Here is a 21,700-nt window from a genome sequence, read left to right as displayed (position 1 = left end):
CCGCGCCACTCGCTATTCGCCATTCACTATTCGCCTGCGGGCCACCGCCAGACCCATCAGCACGAACGCCGACGTCACCTCGGGCCCGCCGACCAGGATCCGCGTCGGCGTCTTCATCTTGTTCCATTCATAGGCGCGGAACGGGCCGCGGCGGCCGCCCTCGCCGAGGCTTGCGACGATGACGTTCAGCGCCGGCGCGAAGGCGCGCGGGTCGGCGCCGAGATGGCCGAGCGCGATCAGCGCCAGCGCGGCGTCGAACACGTTCATCTCGGCGGCCATCAGCTCGCCCTTGACGTAGGACAGCACGCGGTGGCGAATGAAATCGAAATCGCCGTCGGGATCGATCGCGGCCTGCGCCGCCAGCGGCAGCGCCAGGAAGGCGGCGTAGCAGCGGCCGAAATAGGCGCTGTAGAGCTCCGGCAAATAATAGATGTGCGAGCGCGGATTGGCGAAGGCGCCGCTGGCCGCCAGCCGCTTCTGGAAGCCGATGATGCGATGCACGGTCGCCAGCCGCGCCGGCGTTTCCAAAATCTTCCAGCGCACGAGGTTGCGGAAGCTCACCTCGAGAATGTCGAGATTGAGCGTCGGATCGAGATCGTTGCCATAGGGCCGCTCGCCGGCGAGATTGTCGATCCAGGTCGCCACCCCGCCCTCGTAGTCGATATTGTCGTTGAGCGGCACAGTCACGCGCGGCTCGTTGACGCCGGCACGCACCTGGTAGCCGGCGTAGAAGTCGAGCAGCGGCTGATCGAGGATCGGATCGGTGCAGCCGGCCTGCGTCGCCGCGGAGATCGAGCACGCCGTGGTGTCGCAATCCGGCACGTAGATGCCGAAGCCGAGATCCTGCTTGATCTGGGCGAAGAAGCGGGAGAAGCGCGGATGCGGCGCCGGCGCCAGCGCCGTGATGACGTTGAACCGCGCGCCGCCGATGCCCTCGACCTCCTCGCGGCTGATGTTGACGCAGAAATCCACCATGTCGGCGATGGCGCGCTCGGCCGCGGCCTTGTCGGTGGGCGAGGCGAGCCCGGTCTCGACATAGCTCAGCAGCGCCTCGATGAAGAACGCATCGTAATAGGCCGAGCGGTGGCGGATCTGCACCGGCTCCCACATCGGCTCGGCGATGCCGGTCCAGGGCGGATTGATCACGGCGGCTGCATGCGAGCGCGCGATGAAGACGCGGGCCAGGTTGAACAGCAGCGACGAATTCTTGTAGCCGCGTGCGTTCAGTCCCGTGAGCGCCATGATCAGCTCGCGTCCGCGGAAGTCGGGATCGCCGATCAGATTGAACGCGGCATAGGTCGGCAGGAAGCCGTTCTTGCGGTAGGAGCCGAGCAGATGCTGCGCGCAGTCGCGGATCACGCCGTCGATCTGCGCGGCCTGCGGCGGGGTGCCGACGAACAGCGCCGGCGGCGGCTTGGGATGGTCGAGCGCGATGCTGTCGACGAGGTCGGCGACGGGCCGGCCAACCGCCGCCCAGTCGGGCTCGGCATCGTCGCGCGCGCGGGTGAGCGCCGCGCGCAGCCGGGCCAGTTTGGCCTCGTCGCGCAGCTCGGGCAGGCCAGCCCGCCGCAGCAGCATCCGCAACGCGGGATTGCCGAGCGCGGTCTTGTAGAATTTGGCCAGATGCGGATCGCCGCCGGTCGGACTCGACAATACGGGATCGCAGACGTCGTAAAGCGAAGGGCCGTCCTTCCGGGCCGTCAGCGCCCGGCAGGCGGCGCCGGCAAAATAATGAAAGCTCATGAAATACCTGGTCGCGGGGCCTTGGCCTGGGCCGGCAAGCGCGCAGCCGTCCGCACACCACCCCCTCCAAGTCGTTGAAAAAGCTACCCGGATTCGCAGGAAATACAAACGTGATGGTGATCACGGAAAAAGCTGGCGCGAAGGCTGCATGATCAGATCCCGGAAAGCCGCGGGAACCCAAAAAAAGCACGAATCTAGCTTGGAGGATTAACTAACATCTCCAGTGACTTAGCTCAATTTTTGGGCAATCTATTGCCGGGGGCCCTATATCCGGTTAAGGGTTTGTTTGGTGCGGCGCCGCAAATTGCGCGCAATTCGGGGGCACTTCCCCGGCCAATCCCTCAAACCTAAAGACGCTATCGCGCTACTCAAACAGTGTGCGCGCGCTTGGCTGGTCTTTGGCACTGACAGGAATGAAGCGAGATGAATGTAAGGCAGCTCGACATTTCCCGCCGTACGATTGCGGTCGCCGCAGCCCTCATCGGCACGGTGTCGCTCGTGATCGGCGCCCACGCTGCCCTCAACATGCGCGCGATCGACGCCGCCAAGGCGGTCGCGACCGACCAGGTCACCGGCCCGATCGGCCAGAGCTCGCGCCTCGCGCTCGTCATCGGCAATGGACATTATCCCGACGCCAGCGCGCCGCTGACGCAGTCGATCAACGACGCCCGCGCGCTGTCCTCGGCCCTGCGCAAGAACGGCTTTGATGTCGACATGGTGGAAGACGCGACCAAGGACGACATGGTCCGCGCCGTCGGCCGCCTGAAGTCCCGGATCAAGCCCGACACCGTGGTCATGCTGTTCTTCGGCGGCTACGGCGTCCAGGCCGGCCGCGAGAGCTACATGCTGCCGGTCGATGCCGTGATCTGGAAGGAAAGCGACGTCCGCCGCCAGGGCGTTTCCATCGAACGCGTGCTCGACATGATGAAGGAGCAGGGTGCCAAGGCCAAGCTCGTCGTCGTCGATGCCTCCCGCCGCAATCCCTACGAGCGCCGCTTCCGCTCCTACAGCCATGGCCTGGCGCCGATCAGCGCGCCCGACAATGCGCTGATCCTTTCCTCGGCCTCGCCCGGCAAGGTCGTCGACGACGGCAAGGGCGAGCACAGCGTGCTGGTCAGCGAGCTCCTCACCAACCTCAATACGCAGGGCAGCGCCGAAAGCGTCTTCAACAAGACCCGCGTCGCCATCTCCCGCGCCTCCGAAGGCGACCAGGTCCCGACCGTCTCCTCCTCGTTGCTCGAAGACGTCCATTTCGGCGAAGCCGGCGGCTAATTTTTTCTCAGGTTCTGCGAACACGCGTAGGGTGGGCAAAGGCGCGAAGCGCCGCGCCCACCATCTTTCCAGCATTCCGATAGAAGACGTGGGTACACTTCCGCCGTCGCTCTTCGAGCTATGGCGGACAAGTCGCTTTGCCCACCCTACGATGCGCGTGTTGTTGCGCACATCTGCCTCCACATCGTCATTGCGAGCGCAGCGAAGCAATCCAGAGTCTTTCCCCGGAAAGACTCTGGATTGCTTCGTCGCTTCGCTCCTTGCAATGACAGCGCGGCGAGATGCTACTTCGCCGCCTCCGCGGCCATCACCGGGCGTACCGGATCGCCCTCGCGCAGCAGCGCGCCGGCGCGGGCGACGACGACGTCACCTTCGTTGAGGCCGTCGCGGACCTCGATATTGCCGCCCGACATCAGCCCGATCTCGACACGCTTGGTCTCGACGCGGTTGCGGCGGATCATCTGCACCACGGTGCCGGCCGACGAATATTGCACGGCCGTGAGGGGCACCGCGACATTGCAGCTCTGCCCGGTCTTGATCAGCGCGCGCCCGCTCGCATTCAGCAACAGCCGCTTCTGCGAGGAGATGCCGATATAGACCATGCCCTGCTGGATGTTCGGCTGGACGGTCGGCCCGATTCGGCGGATCTTGCCGTCGATATCGCCGGCGCCGGCGATGCGCACGGTCGCAGTCTGGTTGACCGCGAGCTTCCTCACGTCGCTGGTCGCCACCAGGCCGACGAGGTCATATTCACTGCGCGCCACGATCGTGAACAGCGCCTCGCCCTTGGCCGAGGCCAGTCCGCCGATCTGCGCCGTCGAGGTCGCGATCACGCCCGCCACGGGAGCCGTGACCTGAAGCGTGCCGCCTTCGGGCAGCGCGAGGCGGGCCAGCACCTGGCCGGCCGTGGTGGTGTCGCCGGCTTCCGCCAGCACCTCCGTCACCTTCAGGCCGGGACGCTCGGGCCGCACCGACGTCTCCTCGCGCGCGATGATGGTGCCGGTGGCCTCGACGATGTCGGAGAAACAGGACTTTGCCACCTTCAGCACCGTGACCGCCGGCCCCTTGGGGGCGTCGTCCTCGGCGGCGCCGGCCGGAGTGTGGCCGAGAACGAGCGCGCCGGCGATGGCGGCGGGATAAAGGCTTCGAGCAACGGCACGGGGCAAATGACGCATCGGAAATTCCACGGGGGCTATGCCTCCAATCGATAGCAGATGGCGGCCGCCCGGACTATGGCAGCCTTGTCCAAAGGTGGGGTGCCGCACGACCGCGGCAAGTCCTTGATTAGTCGCGGGATTGGAGATCAGGTTCGCTGCCCGCCGGACCTGGCCGGGAGCGGCCGGTCAACCCCGGCGATCGCCGAGCAGCTTGCCGGTGGAACGATCGATCAGGTGCAGGCGCGTACAGGCCGGGCACGGCACGGAGACGTGCGTGCGATCGGCCGGCTCGTCGCCAAGCCGATGCTGCACATTCATGCCGGTCTGGGGGCACTTGAAGACAATCTGACGGTCCATGCCCCCAGGATATGTGCGAAGGCCCGGCCTCCGAAATTACGGATGATTACGTAGGCCGGCCGCGCGCCGCTCACGGCAGGCTCACGAACTCCACCCAGTTCGGCTTCTTGCCGGTCGGATAGGATTTCAGCTTGGCCAGCGCGCCGCTGCTCTGGTCGATCGCATAGACCGTCATGCTGTCGGAGAGTTCGCCGACGGCGGCGAGGTAGCGCCCGGTGGGATCGATGTGGAAGCCGCGCGGCTGCTTCTCGGTCGGTACGCTGCCGATCGTGGTCAGCTTGCCGCTGGCCGCGTCGACCTTGTAGGCGGCGAGCGTGTTGGTGGTGCGCTCGGAGGCGTAGAGGAAGCGGCCGTCCGGGGTGATGTGGATGTCGGCGGCCCAGGGTTTTCCCGAAAACCCTTCGGGCAGCGCGGTGGTGCGCTGGATCTCGGTCCAGGCGCCGCTCTTGGCCTCATAGCTGAATGCCGCGACGTCGCCGTTCAGCTCGTGGACGAGATAGACGAACTTGCCGCCCGGGTGAAACACGAAGTGCCGCGGCCCCGACTTTTCCGGCACCTTGATCGCCGGCGGATCGCTCGGCGTCAGCGTGCCGGCCGTGGCGTCGAACGCGAAGGCCAGAATCTGATCGGAGCCGAGATTGGTCGCGAACACGAAACGGTTGTCGGGCGAGGGCAGGAAGGCGTGCGCGTTCGGCCCGGTCGGGATCACCTGCTTCGGCTCACCGGCGACGCCGTTGGCTTGAAGCGGATTCAGCGCGACCTTGTTGCCGCCATAGGAGGCGCTGAACAGGAATTTTCCGCCACGGTCGACGGCGATGTTCGCCATGCTGTCGGCGAGCGGGCCGTTGCCGACATGGCTGAGCTGGCCCGTCCTGGGGTCGATCGCAAAGCTCACCGCGAGGAAGGGCTGCGAGCGCACGCCGGCGATCAGCACGCGCTTGTCGGGCGTGATCGCGAGCGGCGTCGAGGAGCCGGGCTTGTCGACGCCGGTGAAGGCGGCGGTCTGCACCGGCGTCATCTCGCCGTTCTCGGCCATCTTGAACACGCTGATGTTGTTGCTGTCGGCGTTGCCGACATAGGCGAAGGTCTCGGCCATGCCGGCACGGACTCCAGTCACGAGTGCGAGGAAGGTGAGGGTGGTGGCGATCGCAGCGCCCGGCGTGGCGCGGCGTGTCAGTCTCAACATGGTCTCCTCCTGAAAGCCGGTGCGGCCTTGTCATTATTGCCGTCGAGAATAGCGGGGGGCGCGCCGCGGCACCAAATTCCAGTTGGGATCGATCGATGCCGAAATTGCATCGGTTGCGCGGGCGGCTATCGCGCGGCCGCCGTCACGTTGCGGGAGGGCAGATGCGGGCCGGATGCATATTGGGGCGGCCCGAGCACGGTCCACACCGCGACCGCAAGGAGCACGCAGGTCAGGATGGTCCAGGCGACGAGTCGTTTTCGCATCGGGGCAAATCCGTCGGTCGAAAATTGGGATGCGCCGCCGCGCGCCGAGGATCGTGCACTGCAAACGGCGACGCGCCTATGAACTCGTTCACAGGCGAAAGCAGCCGCCCCATTGCGAACCAATGCCGTGCGAGCGCATTGACCCGGCATGCCCCGTGAAAACGATCTCGAAGGCACGCCCGACATGGGCGGCAAGCATGGCGGCCAGGCCGGCCAGCCCAAGCCGCCGCAGCGCCCCCGCCAGGGCCGGCGCGACGAGGACGTCGTGGCAAAGCGCCACACCGGTCAAACCGATCGCAAGCCCCCGCCGACCAACAAGAAATAGCTGCGCTTCGCCCGCCACTCGCCGTGCCGCAACCGCGGGAACGGCAGCCCTATCTTGCCGTTACCCTGATCCCGCGGGCCGAGGACGTCGAAACGGAGGCTGGCACATGTTCTGGATTTATTGGAACACCGCATGGTCGCTGATCATCAGCGGCATCATGGTCGCCACCATCGTCAGCCATCCCGACGCCGAATTCGTCGAAGTGCAGGCCGCAAAGCGGCGGATGTGACCCCTCAGCCTTGCGGGCAAATCGTGCGGCCCGGTCCGCCACGCTGCTGGCAGACGGCCGGGCCGGACAATCGCCGCGGTTCACTGCATCATCGCTGCCGCGATCTTCTCTGCCGACATCAGGACCGGAAAGTTGGTGTTGGCGCATGGCACCACCGGGAAGATCGAGGCGTCGACGACGCGCAGACCCTGCACGCCCTTGACGCGGCCCTGGTTGTCGACCACCGCCATCGGATCGTCGGCCCGGCCCATGCGGCATGAGCAGGAGGCGTGCCACACGCCGATGGTCGCCTTGCGCACGAAGGCTTCGAGCGCCTCGTCGTCGTTCATGACGTCGTCGAAGCTGAAGCCTTCGACCACGAAATTGTCGATCATGTAGTGGCGCAGCGCCGCCGGCCCGTCCATCAAGGCCGCGGCGATGGTGGTGAGGATCCTGTTCTTGGTGTTGACCACGCCGATCTTGCGCACGCGGTCGGTATAGGCAGCCGGGAACGGCTTGTCCGTCACGGCCTTGACGGCGTCGCTCATCTGCACCGCCGCCATCTTGCGGAAACCGCTCATCAGGCGATCGAGGTCGCGGCGGTCGGACAGCAGGTTGAACTCGACGATCGGCTCCACGGCGGGATCGCGCGAGGCAAGCTTGACCTGCCCGGTCTCCGAATAGGTCTTGTTGACGAAGGTCAGCAGCGAGCCGATCTGCGCGCCGACCGCGTGCCAGGCCGACTTGCTGATGACGACGACGAACATGTCGCCCTTCGGCACCCCTTCGAGCCCGGACGAGTAGCGCAGGCCAAGCTGCATGTGGCGGCGGGTGTGCTCGTTCATGCGCGCGCCGCGGCGGACAAAGGACGACAGCGAGATCGAGGGATGATCCATCAGGCGCTGGCCGACGCCCTGCAGCCCCATCAGCACGGGAATGCCCAAATCCTTGAGGTGACCGACCGGGCCGATGCCGGCGCGCAAGAGATGCGCGGGCGAATGGATCGCGCCGCTGGAGAGAATGATCTCGCGTCCCCGGAATTCCTGCTCCCGCCCGTCGACTACAGCCTTCACGCCGACGCATTGCGTACCTTCGAACAGCAGCTCCCTCACCTGCGTGTTGGTCGAGATCGTGAGGTTCGCGCGCTTGCGCGTGTCGCGATCGAGATAGCCCATGGCCGCCGAGACGCGCTGCTCGGCCTGGTTGGAGTGCGTCACCGGGAAATAACCGTCGACGAACTCGCCGTTCTGGTCCGGCACGAATTGATGGCCGGCCTGCTGGAAGGCGTCGGCGAAGGCCTGCGAATGCCGTGTCCAGTGCTCCCGCGGGATTCGGCGGACAGGGATACGGCCGTCCTTGCCGTGGTACGGTCCGTCGAAATCGAGGTCGCGCTCGACCTTCCTGAAGAAGGGCAGCACGTCGCTCCAGCCCCACCCTGCCGCGCCGCGTGCGTCCCATTCGTCGTAATCGGTCGGTGCGCCGCGATTGGCCATCTGGCCGTTGATCGACGAGCCGCCACCGAGCACGCGCGCCTGCTCGTACTTGCGCAAGGGCGGGCGCGCCTCGTTCGGATTGTTGTGGCTGACGATCTGGGTCGTGACCTTGAGCTCGGTCCAGTGGAAGCGCGGATCGAAATAGGCCGTGCCCGGATAGCTGTCCCTGATCTCGGCCGGCTCGTTGCCGGGTGGTGTGTCCTGTCCGGCTTCGCAGACGAGGACCTTGTTGGCGCTCTTTGCGGAGAGCCGGTGGGCCAGCACGGACCCCGCCGAGCCGCCGCCCACGATGATATAGTCGTACACGATCGACGCTTCCTCTTGTTCTTGCCCGGGGAAGGTAGCGTGGTTTGATCGTGAGGTCACGCCACGGCGCACGCCGGAGCGCCATGCAGGGGCACGCGGGCTTGCATGGAAACGCCGGTGAAGCCGCGCTAACATCAAACCCCGCAGTTTTGAGAGAAGTGGCAATGGCAAGACTCATCGCATTGGCCGGCTTGCCGGGGGTCGGCAAGTCGAGCATCGCGCGGCATCTGGCGGGGCGTTCTGGCGCCATGTGGCTGCGCATCGACTCGATGGATCAGGCCATCTGGGCATCGGGTACGGCGCCGGGCGATCTCTTCGATTGGACCTATCGCGCAGCCCAGGCGATCGCCGCGGACAATCTGGCCCTCGGCCAGGACATCGTCGCGGACTGTGTCAACGACTGCCACGCGGCGCGGGACGGTTGGGAAGCGGCGGCGCGACGCGGCGCGGCCGAAATCATCTGGCTGGAAATCGTGTGCAGCGATCTTGCCGAGCACCGCCGGAGAATTGAGACGAGATCAAGCGACGTCGCGGGACTGAAGTTACCCGACTGGCACGCCGTCGCGGCCCGCGCCTACGACGACTGGAATCGAGATCGCCTCGTCATCGATACCGCCCATCGCAGCCTGGACGCGTGCGTGGACGAGGTGTTGGTTCGCCTGAGCCGATGAATTCTGCGTCGAATCAACCCTCCGGCACGCCTGCGAGGCGCAAACCCTCAAAGTAGCGCTGGCGTCGCGCGAGATAGATCGGATTGTTGCCCTTGGCGTTGAAGCGGTAGCGGCGGATCGTGAAGTTGGGGTCGAGGGCAAGTCCTGCTTCCGCGATCGATCGCGCCTCCTTGAGATCGCCCACCAAGGCCAGCGCGGTCGCAAAGTGAAAATGCGACAGCGCATGGTTTCGGTTGGCTTCGAGGCTCCGTCGAAACCAGTCGAGGGATTCGCGATCGGCATTAATGCTCAACTTGGCCAGCCCGACGAACATGTACCACAGAAAGGCGCGTGTATCCCGCGGGGAGAGCCGGAACGCCTCCTGAATGTGCCCCTCAACTTCCTCGCTACGGCCCGATTGATACTTGCCAAGCCCGATGAACCCGTGTGCATCGGCCAGATTTCGATCGAGCGCCAGTGCGCGGCGGCATTGGGCGATACCGTTGTCGATGCGGCTCGTCTGAATCTGCACCGCGCCGAGCAGCATGTGGGTTCTCGGATGATTCGGGGCATGGAGCAGCACACTGTTCAAGGCCGTCTCCGCAGCGTCGAAATGCACGTTGACGTCATCGGCCATAAAGGCTGACCCCACGGACACGTCGACCTGAGCCGCGGCGACCGCCGCTTCGATGTTGCCGCGATCGAGCGCCAGGGATCGCGCGAAGAAATCTCTCGCCTGCGCCAGAAGTGCGCGTGTTACGCCCCTGTTCTGGAGAGCTCTGCCTTGGAAGTACAGGTCCATCGCGTCCGGATGGGGAGATCGTTCCGCGCGTCGCGCTTCGGCAGCGATGAGCTCCGCATTCAGGGTGTTGGCCAGCCGCGACACGATCTCGTCCTGCATGTCCAGAAGTTCGGCCGCGGGCTTGTCGAAACGGTCGGCCCATACATGACTTCCGGTCTCGGTGTCGGTCAGCTGCGCATTCAAGCGAAAACGGTTGCCGCCGCGTTGCACCGAGCCTTCCAGGACGTAGCGCACGTTCAGGTCACGGCCGATCCGTCGGGCGTCGACGGCTTTTCCCTTGAACGTGAATGCAGTGTTGCGGCCGATCACGAACGAGCCGGCGATGCGCGACAAATCCGTCGTCAGGCTCTCGGTCACGCCATCGACGAAATACTCCTGAGCGGGATCGCCGCCGATGTTGGCGAATGGGAGGACGACGATAGACAAATGCGGCATCGATCGACACGCCGGCGGCGCTTCGATATCGGATGGCCGCGGCGTCTCGTCATAAACGGCGCGGGTATCAATCGGCGCTTCATCGACGATCAACATGTAGCCGCGGCGGGGAAGTGTCTTCAGGGCCGACCGGCCGGCGTCTCCCAGGGCGCGTCTGATGTCGCCGATGGCCTGGACAAGGGAATCCTCCGTGACCTCGCAATCCGACCAGACCTTATCCATGATCTCGTCCTTGCCGACCAGCTGCCCGGCCCGTGCCGCAAGCAGCCGCAACACCGCCCAGGCGCGCGGACGCAGCGGGACGATTTCGCCACGTCCGTCGCGCAACGTTTCACGGGCCATATCCACGGTCCGGTCGCCGACAACCATTGAAAGCTGCGATGACTTCAACAAGGCGGCCTCGTGGAACTTGCTTTCGGAAAATTTCGGCGCAGTTTCGGGACGCAGGCGCGATTGTACAGCATCATCTTGCAGCCCGGGATAGTAAAACGCACCCGTCGAAGCCGCCAACACAAGGTATGCCTCCATGACCCGGCCCTTAATCCTTGTCGCGTTGAGCCTCTCGATCATCGGCCTATTGCCAGCGACAGCGGCCGACAAGAAATATGGCCCCGGTGTTACCGATACCGAGATCAAGCTCGGCCAGACCATGCCATACAGCGGCCCGCTGTCCTCGCTCAGCCGGTTCGGCCGGGTGGAGGCGGCCTATCTCAACAAGATAAACGCGGCGGGCGGCATTAACGGCCGCAAGGTCACACTCATTTCGCTCGATGATGCGTTCTCGCCGGGGAAGACGGTGCAGCAGACCCGGAAGCTCGTGGAAGACGATGATGTTCTTGCGATCGTTGGATCAGTCGGAACGCCGACCAATCTCGCGATCGCGAAATACCTCAACGCCAAGGCCGTGCCGCAAATCCTCGTGCTCGCCAGCACGCCGAAGCTCGATGACCCCCAGAACCTGCCGTGGACGACCACGTTCATGATGCCGCAGCCTGTCGAGACCAGGATCTACGCCGAATATCTGCTGAAGTCCAAGCCCGACGCGAAGGTCGCCGTGATCTATCAGAACGACGATCTCGGGAAGGGCAATTTGGACGGCTTCAAGGCTGCTCTGGGATCACGCGCTTTGTCCATGGTGGTGGCAGAGGCCGCCTACGACATCATGGATCCCACGGTCGATTCACAAGTCCTGGTGCTCAAGGCATCCGGTGCGGATACGTTGTTTCATGCCTCCAACGCACGGTTTGCCGCGCAGGCCATCCGCAAGGCGCATGAGCTTCGCTGGAACGTTCAGCACGTGCTGTTGTCCGGCGTCAGCAACATATCGACTGTCTTGCGTCCAGCAGGACTTGCGGCAGCGAAGGGCGCCGTCAGTGCGTTCTGGCTGAAGACATCAGAGGATCCCATGTGGGACGACGATGCCGGCATGCTGGAGTATCGCGCCTTCATGAAGGAGTGGGCACCGAACGACGATATCCAGGAATCGATCTTCCCCTATGCGGCCGCCCAGATGATAGTCGAGGTGCTGAAGAAGTGCGGCGACGACCTGTCGCGCGAAAATCTCATCAGGCAAGCCACCAATATTCAAGGCGTACAGCTACCGACGTTTCTGCCCGGCCTGACGATCAACGTAACCCCGACGGACCGGATCGGCTGGAGAAAGGCCAGGATGGCGCGTTTCGACGGTAGCAGATGGGTGCTGTTCGATGATTTCGCAGGCAATTGACGAGTGATCGTTTCGCGAAACAGGCTTCAGCGAGAGCGGATCGGGGCCAAATGAACGGCGGGCTGGATGTTGCCATCGTCGGCGCGGGGGTTGGCGGATTGTCGGCGGCGCTCGCGCTGAGCGCGCGGGGCATGAACGTCACGGTTTTTGAAGGCGCCGATTCGCCACGTGAGGCCGGGGCCGGACTATCCATCCCGCCGAATGCACTCATCTTGCTCAAGCGCACCTCGATTTGTGACGCCATCGAGAAGATCACCACGCGGAGCCAGGGGCTCACGCGACGGACATCACGCGGAGAGCCAATCTCGCTTGGTTCGCCCACCGTGCTGAGCTATCAGATTCACCGCGTCGAACTCCTTGAGATGCTGCTTGGTGCATTGAAGCGACCAGTCCGGTTCGGGCATCGCTGTATTGCTGTCGAAGATGCACAGACCGGAGCGCGACTGACCTTTGCCAATGGCGCCACCTGCGATGCGGATGTCATCATCGGCGCGGATGGCATCCATTCAATGGTGCAGCGCCAGATCGGCCTGGCAGCGCGCCCGACCAGCGAAGGTATCGTGGCCTATCGCGGCCTGGTGCAGTCGGAAAGGCTCTCATGGGGCGCGGAGCTGCGCGGCCTGAACATGTGGATGGGCGAGGGCCGCAGCTTCATCTGCTTTCCGGTGTCGCAGGGACGGTTGATCAACATCGTCGCGTTCGTCCCGAGCCCGCGCGACATGGAGGAGACCTGGTTCGCGCCGGGGGACGCCAGGGCACTCGCAGCCGAGTACGAGGGCTGGGATGCGCCCGTCCGGGACTTGATTGCGGCGCTCGACCATACGTTTCGCTGGGGAATCTACGATCGGCCGCCCTTGCCGTACTGGTCACGCGGACATGTGACGCTTCTCGGCGATGCCGCCCACCCGATGGTGCCGCATTTCGGGCAAGGCGCCGGGCAAGCCATCGAGGATGGTTTCGCACTTGCGATCCTGCTGGAGCACGCCAAACGCGATGAGATTCCGGCGCGCCTGAAGGATTATCAGGATCTGAGATTGGACCGGACCAGCCGCGTGCAGGCCGCCTCGCGCCTGGCCGGCCGGTTCTACCGGTCCGCCGGTGCGGATCCGGATCAACAGACGCAGAGGGCGCAAGCCTGGATGTCGGCGGCGCAGTGGATCTTTCCGCACGACGCGGAGAAGGCTGCTTTGGCCCTTCTGTAGTCCGGCCTGCCTCTTCGGGCCATGCGGACGTCGCTAATGCGGGACGCATGCAAGACCGCGCTAATTTAGGCCGCCGCCTGCGTCGGCAACAGCTGCTTCAATTTCGCCGCGGGCACGGCCGGGCTGAACAGCCAGCCCTGCATCTGGCTGCATCCGAGCTGGCGCAGCACCTCGCGCTGGGCTTCGGTCTCGACGCCTTCCGCGGTCGTCGCCATGCGGCGGGCGGCCGCCATGTGCACCACGGCCTGCACGATCGGAGCGGAGTCCTCGGACTGGCCGATGTCGCTGATGAAGCTGCGGTCGATCTTGATCTTGTCGAACGGGAAGCGGTGCAGATAGCTCAGCGACGAATAGCCGGTGCCGAAATCGTCGAGCGCGATGCGCACGCCGAGCTCGCGCAGCTGCTGTAGGATCGTCAGCGCCTCCTCGTCGTCGCGAATGAGCACGGTCTCGGTGATCTCGAGCTCGAGCCGGCCGGGCGCAAGCCCTGACTCCGCGAGCGCCGCGGCGACCTTGAGCGCCAGCGTCCGCGCGCGGAACTGGACCGGCGAGACGTTCACCGCGATGTGGATCTGGCCGGGCCAGCTCGCGGCCTCGGTACAGGCCTGCTTCAGCACCCATTCGCCGATCTCGCCGATCAGTCCGGTGTCTTCGGCGACCGGGATGAAGTCCGCAGGCGAGACCATGCCGCGTTCGGGATGGCGCCAGCGCAGCAGCGCTTCGCAGCCGGTCACGACATTGGCGGCGAGGTCGACCAGCGGCTGGTAGTGCACCTCGAACTCGCCGCGCGCCAGCGCCTGGCGCAGATCGAGTTCGAGCTGGCGGCGCAGCCGCGCCTTGGCGTCGTATTCCGGCACGAAGACGCGGAAGGTGCGGCGGCCCTCGGATTTGGCCGCATACATCGCAAGATCGGCGCGCTTGAGCAGATCGTCGAGATTGTCGCCGTGGTCGGGCGCGATGGCGATGCCGATGCTGGCATTGGTCGGGATCTCCTGGCCCTTGCAGTTCACGGGCGCGCGCAGCGTCTTGAGGATCGTTTCCGCCAGCGCCGTCAACTCGGCGGGATCGTTGGTGCCGGCCTTGACGATGGCGAATTCGTCGCCGCCGAGCCGCGCGACGAGATCGTTGCCGCTGACGCAGGCGCGCAGGCGGCTCGCGACCTGGCGCAGCAGCTCGTCGCCGACCTCGTGGCCGAGCGAGTCGTTGACGCCTTTGAACTCGTCGACGTCGATATAGAGGATTGCGAACGGCTTGCCCTCGGCGAGCTCCGCGATGCGGCGCTCCAGATGGCCGCGCATCAGTACGCGGTTGGGCAGGTCGGTCAGCGCGTCGTAATGCGCCATGTGCGCGATGCGCTCGTCGGCGCGGATGCGCTCGGTGACGTCGTCATGGGTTGCGAGCCAGCCGCCCGCGGCGCCGGGCTGGTTCTTGATCTCGACCAGCCGTCCGTCGGCGGTCTCGACGATGACGCTCTGGGTGCGCCCGATATTGCTCAGGATGTCGTCGCAGTAGGATTCGACGTCGCCGTGGAACGAGCCGGTGTCGAAGCGGTGCTGGATCACGTCGCGGAAATAGGCGCCGGGCTTCACCACGTCGGCCGACAGGGCGTACATCTCGATATAGCGGCGGTTGCAGACGATCAGGCGTTCGTCCTGGTCGAACATCAGGAGGCCCTGCGTCATCGTGTTCATCGCGGTGTCGAGCCGCTGCTTCTCCAGCGAGAGCCGGCGCATCACCTGGCGGAAGATCAGCGACAGCGTGAGCACGAGCAGGCCGATCGACACCACAGCGACGGTGACGAAGAACTTCGTCTGTGTGCGCCAGGTCGCGAGCGTCGCGTCCAGCGACCTGGTCGCGACCACGACCAGCGGCTCGCCGGTCAGCAGGCGCGAGGCGACGATGCGGTCCTTGCCGTCGATCGGACTTGCGAGCTGCGTGGTGACGAAGGTGCGCTCGAACACGGCTCTCTGCTCGGGCGTGCCCTGGCGGAAGTTCTGCCCGATCATTTCATCGACATGCGGGATGCGCGCGAGCAATTGGCCATTCTGGTGGTGCATCGCGATCGAGGATTCCTCGCCGAGCCCGGTCGAGGCGAAGAAGGATTCGAGCTGTTCGGGCGCGATCGCACGCGAGACCATACCGAGGAATTCGCCGTGGGGGCCGGAGACGCGTCGCGCGAACACGATCGCCGGCCCGTTGCCGAGCCGGCTGGCCACGACCTCGATCTCCTCCTGCGAAGCCGGGTCGTTCTTGAGACGGTTGAAATAGCCGCGGTCGGACACCGAGACATCGGCGACCGGCCAGCGCCGCGACGAGTTGATCAGCACGCCGTTGGAATCGAACACATTGGCGCCGGCGACGTCGGACCAGCCGCTGGCTTTGGCGCGCAGCACCTCATGCATGGCGAGCGTGCCCATCTCGCTGCGAAAGACCTCAGGGGATTCGATGCCGTGACTTTCGAGCTCGGCGATGATGCTCTTCTGGAGTACCGCAAAATACTCGAACTCGCGGTCGAAATGCCGGGCGAGCATGCGCACCGAGTTTTCCAGGCTGTCGCGGCCGCTTTCGATCGCACTCTGCCGGAAGCGGTCGACGGTGAGCGCGGTGCCGATCGCGGTTGCGGCCATCAGCACGAAGCCGCCGACGATCAGCCACGTCAGCGGTGCTCCCTGCCAACGGCGAAGCAGCGCGCGCATGCGCGCGGTCCATCGGATCGACGTGCCCATCCAGTCCTCCCGTGGGATGCAAGATGCAGCAAAACCGACAAGACCCCGTTACCAGTGAGGGTTAGGAAAGGATGAATCGGAGCGGAATCAGGGGCTTGTTCCCGGTCGAGCGGCCACCTTACCGGCGGATCTCCCACTTCAAGGCCTCGGCGTTCGCCTTGGCGAACATCGCCGGCATGTCGAAGGTGCCGCTCTTGAGGTCGTAGCGGCAGCGCCAGTCGGCCAGTCCCTTCACCGCGACGTTCTTCGGATGCTTGTCCATCTCGCACGACAGCGAGATCACGAGGTAGCGGTTGTCGGGCCAGTGCACGCCGAGCCCGCGATAGGCTTCTTCCGTGCCTTTCACGAGATTGGCCGAGATATGGTAGTCGAGCTTCATCTTCTTCGTGTCGGGCCGGCTGTGGAAATAGGCCCAGGCGAGATTGCTGAGCGACGTTTTGGTCGCGCTCACGAAGGTGCCCTTCTCGGCACGGTAGAGATAGAGGTCCTGCTCGCCCGAGCCGGTCTTCTGCATCCGCACCAGGTATTGCGAGTCGCTGGTGAAGCGGAAGTCGGCCCCATAGCCCTGCTCCGGCTTCAACTCCGTCATCCGCTCGCCGTGCCGCGCCCAGACCTGCCATTTGACGTCGAAATCCCCGCCGTCCTTCATGTACTGCTCGAGCTTGGTGGCGCCGTCGGGCGAGGTGAAGGCGAGATCGGCATTGTCGGTGAGGACGAATCCCGGCGGCGGCCCGGATGCGGCGAGCGCGGGGGAGGTAGCCAGTAGTAGTGCAAACGCCAGCCATGGCGCGGGACGGCAAAATGCGTTCACGGGAAAAATTCCTTGAAAAATAGCCGCCTCGCGGCCTCGATCATTTTGACGGCGAGGGGGCCGTGCCGGTTCATTCCGGGCGGTGCGGGCCGGCGATCATCCTATTGACCGTCTTGCTGCCGCAGCCAAATCGGCGCAATTTGCTGCCTCGGCTGATTTGCGTTCCAAGGTTCTAAGCAAGGCTCTGATCAAGGTTCTTTTCCGATGATGATCGCGTCCAAGGCCTTCATTGCATTCTGTCTGCTCGCGGTGATCGGCACCGTGCTGGTGATCGGTCCGACCGAGCTGCGCCGCATGCTGCCGGGCGGGGCGAAGACCGAAATCGCCGTCGCCGCCAAGCAGCCGGAGGCCAGGGCCGAACCCAGGATTGACGCCAAGGCCGAGCCCGAATCAGAGCTGACGTCAGAATCCAAACCGGACGAGCCGAAGGTTGCCGCCAGCCCGCCGCCGGCCCCGGCCGCCTCGCCGGCACCGGCTCCCGAACCGAAGGCGGGCGCGGTCGCCGAGACGCAGAAGCAGGTGACGGCGGCGCTCGCTGATCTCGCGCCGGTCAAGCCGCCGCCGGCCGTGACCGACACCGGCCCCCGTTTCGACGTCGGTCGCATCGACGATCATGGCGAAGCGGCAGTGATCGCGGGCCGGGCTACGCCGGGCGCCAGAGTCGAGCTGCTGCGCGACGGCCAGCCGCTCGATTCGGTGGTGGCCGATGCCTCGGGCCAGTTCGTGATGACCCCGCCGCAGCTTCCTGCCGGCAGCTACGAGCTGACGCTGCGCGCGAAAGCGCCGGATGGCACCGTCACGCAATCCGGCCGCAGCATGCCGGTGACGATCGCCGCGGCGGCCCTGCCGCCCGCACGTCCGGCGCCGGCCGCCAGGCAGGAGGCGAAACAGGAGATGAAGCTGGCCGACAAGCCGGACGACAAGTCGGATGTCGTGGCAGCCTTGGCGTCCGCCTCGCCGCGCCTTGCCGCGGCACCGGAGCGGCCTGCGGCTCGGCCGAAACCGCGCCTGATGGCGCGGGACCCCGCGGCCACGACCGTCGCATCGGCGTCGCCGGCGGACGTCCTCAACACGGCACCGCCGGCGGCGGGCGGCAGCCGGGTGATCTCCCGCGGCGACAGCCTGTGGGCGCTCAGCCGGCTCGCTTACGGCGACGGTTCCCGCTACGCCGTCATCTTCAACGCCAACCGCGACAAGATCCACAACCCCAACTTGATCTATCCCGGCCAGACGTTCGTCATGCCGCAGAAGGCGAGGTGAGCGCGCGCTTCGCGAAGCGCGAAAGAAAAACGTGGCGAATAGCTCGCCCCTGGCCATCCTTCGAGACGCCCGCCTACGGCGGGCCCTCAGGATGAGGTTTTGTTGCTCGGCGAAGTTTTAGACCCTCATGGTGAGGAGCCCGCCGAAGCGGGCGTCTCGAACCATGCAGGCCGACAGGTTCGGCAATCTCGCAGCTGTCAAAGGGCAAGGAGCCCTTCCCGCGAAACGCAGACCGATTGCCCGCGACGCTTTGGCTTGCGTTCTTCCGGAACAATCGGTTCCCCAGCGCGTCATTGTGATGCGACGCAGTGCGCGCTTGGCGCTGGGGAGGAGGCCGAGGTGGTCGGGTCAGCTTTCGTGTCGGGACGCATGGGACTGGCGCTGGCAGGCGCCGCCCTCGTGGTTGCGGCAGTGCTGCTGCCGAGCAGGGCGGAGGCGCAGTTCGGACTGCGCGGCGGTCCGCTCGGTGTTGCCCGTTTCGCCGTCGGCAATATGATCGGCGTGTCGCGCTTGCGCCACGCCCGCATGGCGGTGCGGGGCGGCCGATACCGCTCTGCTGCGTTGAGGTCGCAGGATCCGCGCGGCGCCGAGCGCGGCCAGCCCTACAATCCCTACGTGCTGCGCGCGGCGCTGACGGCGCAAGGCGCGCTGTCGGGCTGGCATGGTGGTCGCAGGCCGCAAGGCTGGTGGCGTCATCCCGATGGCAGCTACGGCTGGGTCGGTCCCGTGTTCTGGCCGTTTGCGCATGACGATCTCACCACCGCAATCATCTTTGGCGACACCACCAGCCTCTCGCTCTACGGCTATGTCGACATCTATGCCGCGATCTTCACGCCCTATGCGGCGCCCGAGCTTGCTGCCTACGCCGCGCCGCAAGGCCGGCGCGCGCGAAAGGTCCCTTCGGTCGAGACTGTCTGCGATGCCAGCGACACCGGCGGCCTGCCCGTCGATCGCATCGCCGCGGCCGTAGCGCCGAACGAGTTGCAGCGCACGACGCTCGACGAGCTCGCGACCGCCTGGAATGCCGCGCGCGACACCATCCGCGCCGCCTGCCCGGCGCAGGCGCCCGCGATGGCGGCGGAGCGCCTCGGCCTGATGCGCGAGCGCATCGCGGCGATGATCAAGGCAACGGACGCAATCGCGCCGCCGCTTGCGAAGTTTGTCGGTCTCCTCAATGACGATCAGAAGGCAAGGTTCAATGCCCTCGCCAATGACCGTCGCGCTGCGCTTGCGGCTCGCCAGCCCAAGGATGCGCAGGCGACAGCTGCGTGCCAACCGGACTACGACCCCCGCTATGACCAGCAGGCGCAGCGCCAATACGAGCAGCTCTTGCAACAGCAATGGCCCGCCGCCGAGATTGCTTCCACGCTCCGTCTCGACGAGATCGGCCGCGCCCGCCTCGAGGTGCTCCAGGACACCACGCTGCGCACCATGGAGACGCTGAGCCCGTGTCCGGCGGAGGCCGCCGCGACACCGCAGGCCCGCCTCGACGCCGTGAAGACACGGTTGGAGACGATGTTGCAAGCGGTCGGCGGCATCAGTGATGCGCTCGACGACTTCGAAGCGGATTTGAGCGACGAGCAGAAGGCCGGCTTCGAGGCGATCGGACCGAAGCGGGGAGCGTGAGCGGTCGCGCGCATCAACCTGCTTCGGAGGTCAGCAGCTGCGCCAGCCTGTTTGTTGGATTGAGCCAAGCGGAGGTCGCCGTGCGGACGATTGTGATAACGACGATTTGCTGGGCCTTGTCGTGCGGATTTGCGACGGCGCAAGCCGATCCGAAGCAAGACTTGAATACGCCGACCGGGCGCTCGGCGCCGGAAGAAAAAGGTCAATTGCAGCCGCAAGGCTGGACTGGGCCTCTTGATACAAAGTCAGGTGGTGCGCAGCCGGAAAGCCCGCAAGGTCAAAGCCCGCCGGGGATGCAGGCAGCGCCAGACGGATCGACAAAAACAACCGTCGAGCCGCGGAAGTGAAGCTCTATTGAGTCATTGCCGAGGTGTTGCTCTTGCGAAGCCTGTCGAGGTCCTCATCAACCGACAGTGCCATCGGCGTATTCCGCGGCGTCATCCGATACGTCCGCAAAGAAGGTGTGGCCACAACCAAAGCGGGCCACGCCGCCTCCGCCTCGGCGGCACGGCCGGTGCGAATGAGTGACGACAGCCAGACCGCCTTGCAGACGCCCAGCGCTGGTGTTCGATCCATGCATTCGCGGGCAAAGCGCAGCGCATTCTCGTAATCCTGCACGGAGTAGCGTAGCCTCGCCGCGAGGTGAGCGTATTGCGGTGGGCGTAGCGGGCTCCAGGAGATCGCCTTCTCAAAGGCTTCAACCGCTGCCTGGGTTCGACCGGCGTGGTGCAACGCGCTGGCAAGGGCGACCCAATTGTCGGGATCGCCGGGGCCGAGTTCAATCGCCCGCTCGGCGGCGCTCACTGCCGCCTCAGGGTTCTGGCCCGCCTCGATTGTCAAGGACAGCACGCGCCACGAGCTGGCACGCAGCGGCTCCAGCGCAATCGCGCGATTGACGTCGGCGATCGCCTGCGGCAGGTCCTGACGGCTGAGCCCGGGATCGTGTTGGCCGAAGATCAGCATTTTCTTCACCAGTCCGAGGCCGGCCCATGTGGGGGCGTAGTTCGGATCAAGGCGGGCCGCCAGTTCGAGTTCCTGTCGCGCCTGGCGGAGACCCTCGGGAGTCGGCATGTAAGTCAACGCAATGGTTCGCAGCACGCGCGCGTGCACATCGAGCGAGGCTGGCGCGCGGCTCCGTAACGCTGCCCGGTCCGACTCGCGCACGGTTGCGCCAAGCGAGGCGCTGATCCGTGAGATCAACGTTTCCGTAACGTCGGGCAGGTCCTGCGCCGTAGCCTCGAACCTGCCGCTCCAGACGATGCGACTGTTGCCGGAAGCGATCAGTTGCACGTGGAGCTGCAACCGGTCGCCGCGCCTCTCCGCGCTGCCATCCACAAGGTAGCGGGCGTGGGTTATCGCAGCGATCTGCGCCGGCGACAGGTTCTTGCCGCCAAGCTCGGCCGTGGCGAGGGTTGAGACGATGTGCAGGTCGGGATTACGCGCAAGCTCGGTGGCAATGACGTAGGCCAATCCGTTGCCGTCCGGGCTGCCTTCGCGCGAGGCCTCGAGCACGCGAAATGGCAGAATTGCAATATCGGCCGTCGTCCTGTCATGCGCCTTTGGCCTCCCGGAGCCGGCGCCGAGGAGTTGAAACTGCCAGACCAGCACGATCGCGACGGCCACCATCGCAAGGGCGGCCAGGCGATAGTATCTCCGAACATCGCGTGGTGCCGTGTCGGCCGCGTCGACGATCAGGAGATAACCACGTCGCGGCACCGTCCGCACGACCTGCTGCCGGGTGTCACCGAGCGCGCGCCGGATCTCGACCACGCATTGCACGAGCGAGTCGTCGGTTACCGAAACGCCCGGCCAGACTCGTGCACTCAGATCGAGTTTTGTAACCAGCTCTCCGTGACGGCGCCCCAATTCAAGCAGGACTGCCAGCGCCTGGGGTCGCAGCTCAACGGCCTGGCCGTGCCGGTCGAACAACTGCGCCTGATCCAAATTGAGCGTGTACCCGTTCAGCCGCAGGCAGGTCATGAGCACACCTTCCGCCATTGATCCTAGCGGACCGCAAACTGCGTCTCAAGGCGGCGGCAGAGCCCGATTTCGTCATTTTTCGTTTTTTTTCGTGCTGTCTCACAACAGACCTGCGTTACGCTGACAATCGGTGGACCGCTGAGCTGAGCCGGCGGTAGCCCGAGTGACACCA

The 21,700-nt window shown here is 65.4% G+C and carries 18 protein-coding genes; 9 read left to right on the top strand and 9 right to left on the bottom strand.

Features of this window, described 5'->3' with window-relative positions:
* Positions 1 to 12: 12 nt before the first annotated feature.
* Positions 13 to 1,743, bottom strand: coding sequence for a hypothetical protein (locus tag GPL20_RS26315; protein ID WP_157333074.1), 1,731 nt, complete (start codon positions 1,741 to 1,743; stop codon positions 13 to 15).
* Between the two features lie 423 nt (positions 1,744 to 2,166).
* On the opposite strand from GPL20_RS26315, the gene GPL20_RS26310 reads away from it, so the two are divergent.
* Positions 2,167 to 3,015, top strand: a complete 849-nt coding sequence (locus GPL20_RS26310) for a caspase family protein (protein WP_157333072.1) — start codon at positions 2,167 to 2,169, stop codon at positions 3,013 to 3,015.
* A gap of 284 nt (positions 3,016 to 3,299) precedes the next feature.
* On the opposite strand, the gene GPL20_RS26305 is transcribed toward GPL20_RS26310, so the two are convergent.
* The gene (locus GPL20_RS26305; RefSeq protein WP_157333070.1) at positions 3,300 to 4,190 is read right to left on the bottom strand and encodes an efflux RND transporter periplasmic adaptor subunit; all 891 of its coding nucleotides are present in this window, start codon (positions 4,188 to 4,190) and stop codon (positions 3,300 to 3,302) included.
* A gap of 57 nt (positions 4,191 to 4,247) precedes the next feature.
* On the opposite strand from GPL20_RS26305, the gene GPL20_RS26300 reads away from it, so the two are divergent.
* Positions 4,248 to 4,583 (top strand): hypothetical protein, encoded by a 336-nt coding sequence (locus tag GPL20_RS26300; protein WP_157333068.1) that lies wholly within the window; start codon positions 4,248 to 4,250, stop codon positions 4,581 to 4,583.
* A 16-nt stretch (positions 4,584 to 4,599) separates the two neighbouring features.
* Here the strand turns inward: GPL20_RS26300 and GPL20_RS26295 are convergent, their stop codons facing one another.
* Both GPL20_RS26295 and GPL20_RS39205 read right to left on the bottom strand, forming a co-directional pair.
* Positions 4,600 to 5,715, bottom strand: coding sequence for a lactonase family protein (locus tag GPL20_RS26295; protein ID WP_157333066.1), 1,116 nt, complete (start codon positions 5,713 to 5,715; stop codon positions 4,600 to 4,602).
* A gap of 125 nt (positions 5,716 to 5,840) precedes the next feature.
* Positions 5,841 to 5,978, bottom strand: a complete 138-nt coding sequence (locus tag GPL20_RS39205) for a hypothetical protein (RefSeq protein ID WP_157333063.1) — start codon at positions 5,976 to 5,978, stop codon at positions 5,841 to 5,843.
* A 148-nt stretch (positions 5,979 to 6,126) separates the two neighbouring features.
* Here GPL20_RS39205 and GPL20_RS26285 point away from each other — a divergent pair, with 148 nt between their 5' ends.
* Together GPL20_RS26285 and GPL20_RS40010 are read left to right on the top strand one after the other, a co-directional pair.
* Positions 6,127 to 6,303 (top strand): hypothetical protein, encoded by a 177-nt coding sequence (locus GPL20_RS26285; RefSeq protein WP_157333062.1) that lies wholly within the window; start codon positions 6,127 to 6,129, stop codon positions 6,301 to 6,303.
* A gap of 106 nt (positions 6,304 to 6,409) precedes the next feature.
* Positions 6,410 to 6,532, top strand: a complete 123-nt coding sequence (locus GPL20_RS40010) for a hypothetical protein (protein WP_256557468.1) — start codon at positions 6,410 to 6,412, stop codon at positions 6,530 to 6,532.
* 80 nt (positions 6,533 to 6,612) lie between these two features.
* Here GPL20_RS40010 and GPL20_RS26280 read toward each other — a convergent pair whose 3' ends face one another.
* Positions 6,613 to 8,310: a GMC family oxidoreductase gene (locus GPL20_RS26280; RefSeq protein ID WP_254126235.1), complete on the bottom strand. Its 1,698-nt coding sequence runs from the start codon at positions 8,308 to 8,310 to the stop codon at positions 6,613 to 6,615.
* A gap of 164 nt (positions 8,311 to 8,474) precedes the next feature.
* Between GPL20_RS26280 and GPL20_RS26275 the strand changes: the two genes are divergently transcribed.
* Positions 8,475 to 8,981, top strand: a complete 507-nt coding sequence (locus tag GPL20_RS26275) for a P-loop nucleotide/nucleoside kinase family protein (protein ID WP_157333061.1) — start codon at positions 8,475 to 8,477, stop codon at positions 8,979 to 8,981.
* 13 nt (positions 8,982 to 8,994) lie between these two features.
* On the opposite strand, the gene GPL20_RS26270 is transcribed toward GPL20_RS26275, so the two are convergent.
* Positions 8,995 to 10,725, bottom strand: a complete 1,731-nt coding sequence (locus GPL20_RS26270) for a winged helix-turn-helix domain-containing protein (RefSeq protein WP_246250992.1) — start codon at positions 10,723 to 10,725, stop codon at positions 8,995 to 8,997.
* On the opposite strand from GPL20_RS26270, the gene GPL20_RS26265 reads away from it, so the two are divergent.
* Together GPL20_RS26265 and GPL20_RS26260 are read left to right on the top strand one after the other, a co-directional pair.
* The gene (locus tag GPL20_RS26265) at positions 10,724 to 11,923 is read left to right on the top strand and encodes an ABC transporter substrate-binding protein (RefSeq protein ID WP_157333060.1); all 1,200 of its coding nucleotides are present in this window, start codon (positions 10,724 to 10,726) and stop codon (positions 11,921 to 11,923) included. The two genes, GPL20_RS26270 and GPL20_RS26265, sit on opposite strands and share 2 nt — an antisense overlap.
* Positions 11,924 to 11,973: 50 nt before the next feature.
* Positions 11,974 to 13,125, top strand: a complete 1,152-nt coding sequence (locus tag GPL20_RS26260; protein WP_157333059.1) for an FAD-dependent oxidoreductase — start codon at positions 11,974 to 11,976, stop codon at positions 13,123 to 13,125.
* 65 nt (positions 13,126 to 13,190) lie between these two features.
* On the opposite strand, the gene GPL20_RS26255 is transcribed toward GPL20_RS26260, so the two are convergent.
* Positions 13,191 to 15,851 (bottom strand): bifunctional diguanylate cyclase/phosphodiesterase, encoded by a 2,661-nt coding sequence (locus GPL20_RS26255; protein ID WP_157333058.1) that lies wholly within the window; start codon positions 15,849 to 15,851, stop codon positions 13,191 to 13,193.
* Positions 15,852 to 15,969: 118 nt separating this feature from the next.
* Positions 15,970 to 16,662, bottom strand: coding sequence for a hypothetical protein (locus GPL20_RS26250; protein ID WP_347340045.1), 693 nt, complete (start codon positions 16,660 to 16,662; stop codon positions 15,970 to 15,972).
* Positions 16,663 to 16,866: 204 nt separating this feature from the next.
* Here GPL20_RS26250 and GPL20_RS26245 point away from each other — a divergent pair, with 204 nt between their 5' ends.
* Positions 16,867 to 17,922 (top strand): LysM peptidoglycan-binding domain-containing protein, encoded by a 1,056-nt coding sequence (locus GPL20_RS26245; RefSeq protein WP_157333057.1) that lies wholly within the window; start codon positions 16,867 to 16,869, stop codon positions 17,920 to 17,922.
* Between the two features lie 369 nt (positions 17,923 to 18,291).
* Positions 18,292 to 19,548 carry a Spy/CpxP family protein refolding chaperone gene (locus GPL20_RS26240; RefSeq protein WP_157333125.1) on the top strand — a complete coding sequence of 419 codons (1,257 nt, stop codon included), beginning with the start codon at positions 18,292 to 18,294 and terminating at the stop codon, positions 19,546 to 19,548.
* Between the two features lie 351 nt (positions 19,549 to 19,899).
* Here GPL20_RS26240 and GPL20_RS26235 read toward each other — a convergent pair whose 3' ends face one another.
* A complete protein-coding gene (locus GPL20_RS26235; protein ID WP_167533219.1) occupies positions 19,900 to 21,528 on the bottom strand; it encodes a winged helix-turn-helix domain-containing tetratricopeptide repeat protein in 1,629 nt (542 codons plus the stop codon).
* Positions 21,529 to 21,700 lie beyond the last annotated feature (172 nt).

Origin of the sequence: Bradyrhizobium cajani (assembly GCF_009759665.1) — a bacterium.
In the GTDB taxonomy this organism is placed as follows: domain Bacteria; phylum Pseudomonadota; class Alphaproteobacteria; order Rhizobiales; family Xanthobacteraceae; genus Bradyrhizobium; species Bradyrhizobium cajani.
Note: the sequence above shows the minus strand (reverse complement) of the source record. Positions and strands in the feature narration are given on the sequence as shown.

Coding starts and splice junctions, on each gene's coding strand:
- GPL20_RS26315 (WP_157333074.1), bottom strand. CDS start 1,743: ATGAGCTTTCATTATTTTGCCGGCGCCGCCTGCCGGGCGCTGACGGCC.
- GPL20_RS26310 (WP_157333072.1), top strand. CDS start 2,167: ATGAATGTAAGGCAGCTCGACATTTCCCGCCGTACGATTGCGGTCGCC.
- GPL20_RS26305 (WP_157333070.1), bottom strand. CDS start 4,190: ATGCGTCATTTGCCCCGTGCCGTTGCTCGAAGCCTTTATCCCGCCGCC.
- GPL20_RS26300 (WP_157333068.1), top strand. CDS start 4,248: ATGGCAGCCTTGTCCAAAGGTGGGGTGCCGCACGACCGCGGCAAGTCC.
- GPL20_RS26295 (WP_157333066.1), bottom strand. CDS start 5,715: ATGTTGAGACTGACACGCCGCGCCACGCCGGGCGCTGCGATCGCCACC.
- GPL20_RS39205 (WP_157333063.1), bottom strand. CDS start 5,978: ATGCGAAAACGACTCGTCGCCTGGACCATCCTGACCTGCGTGCTCCTT.
- GPL20_RS26285 (WP_157333062.1), top strand. CDS start 6,127: ATGCCCCGTGAAAACGATCTCGAAGGCACGCCCGACATGGGCGGCAAG.
- GPL20_RS40010 (WP_256557468.1), top strand. CDS start 6,410: ATGTTCTGGATTTATTGGAACACCGCATGGTCGCTGATCATCAGCGGC.
- GPL20_RS26275 (WP_157333061.1), top strand. CDS start 8,475: ATGGCAAGACTCATCGCATTGGCCGGCTTGCCGGGGGTCGGCAAGTCG.
- GPL20_RS26265 (WP_157333060.1), top strand. CDS start 10,724: ATGACCCGGCCCTTAATCCTTGTCGCGTTGAGCCTCTCGATCATCGGC.
- GPL20_RS26270 (WP_246250992.1), bottom strand. CDS start 10,725: ATGGAGGCATACCTTGTGTTGGCGGCTTCGACGGGTGCGTTTTACTAT.
- GPL20_RS26260 (WP_157333059.1), top strand. CDS start 11,974: ATGAACGGCGGGCTGGATGTTGCCATCGTCGGCGCGGGGGTTGGCGGA.
- GPL20_RS26255 (WP_157333058.1), bottom strand. CDS start 15,851: ATGGGCACGTCGATCCGATGGACCGCGCGCATGCGCGCGCTGCTTCGC.
- GPL20_RS26245 (WP_157333057.1), top strand. CDS start 16,867: ATGATGATCGCGTCCAAGGCCTTCATTGCATTCTGTCTGCTCGCGGTG.
- GPL20_RS26240 (WP_157333125.1), top strand. CDS start 18,292: ATGGGACTGGCGCTGGCAGGCGCCGCCCTCGTGGTTGCGGCAGTGCTG.
- GPL20_RS26235 (WP_167533219.1), bottom strand. CDS start 21,528: ATGACCTGCCTGCGGCTGAACGGGTACACGCTCAATTTGGATCAGGCG.